The 276-nt window shown below is 72.1% G+C and carries 1 pseudogene; it reads right to left on the reverse strand.

What is annotated here, in order from left to right:
• Nucleotides 1–276 (reverse strand): annotated as a pseudogene (locus TW83_RS21590) (tRNA 2-selenouridine(34) synthase MnmH); the annotation flags it as partial.

Consider the following 276-nt stretch of genomic DNA (forward strand, 5'->3'; position numbering starts at 1 on the left):
CGCGCGGGGCCCGCATCCGCCGCCTGCGACGAACCGACTGCGGTCATCCGGGCCAGCCCCGCCTCGACCAAGCCGGTGGCGGCATCCAGGTCGGACAGGTCGTCCAGTGCGACGATCTGTCCGCGCCCGTCGTCATGACGCGACCGGTGCTTGTCATAGCGGGGGTCGTAATGATCCCGCAGCAACCCCTCGGACAGATGCTGCCACCGGCCCTGTGCCAGCGCCTGCCGCCAGCCCTCGACACGCTCGGCGGGGTGCAGGGGGGCCATCAGGTCC

The sequence above is a fragment of the Paracoccus sp. S4493 genome (assembly GCF_000967735.1).
GTDB classification, from domain to species: Bacteria; Pseudomonadota; Alphaproteobacteria; order Rhodobacterales; family Rhodobacteraceae; genus Paracoccus; species Paracoccus marcusii.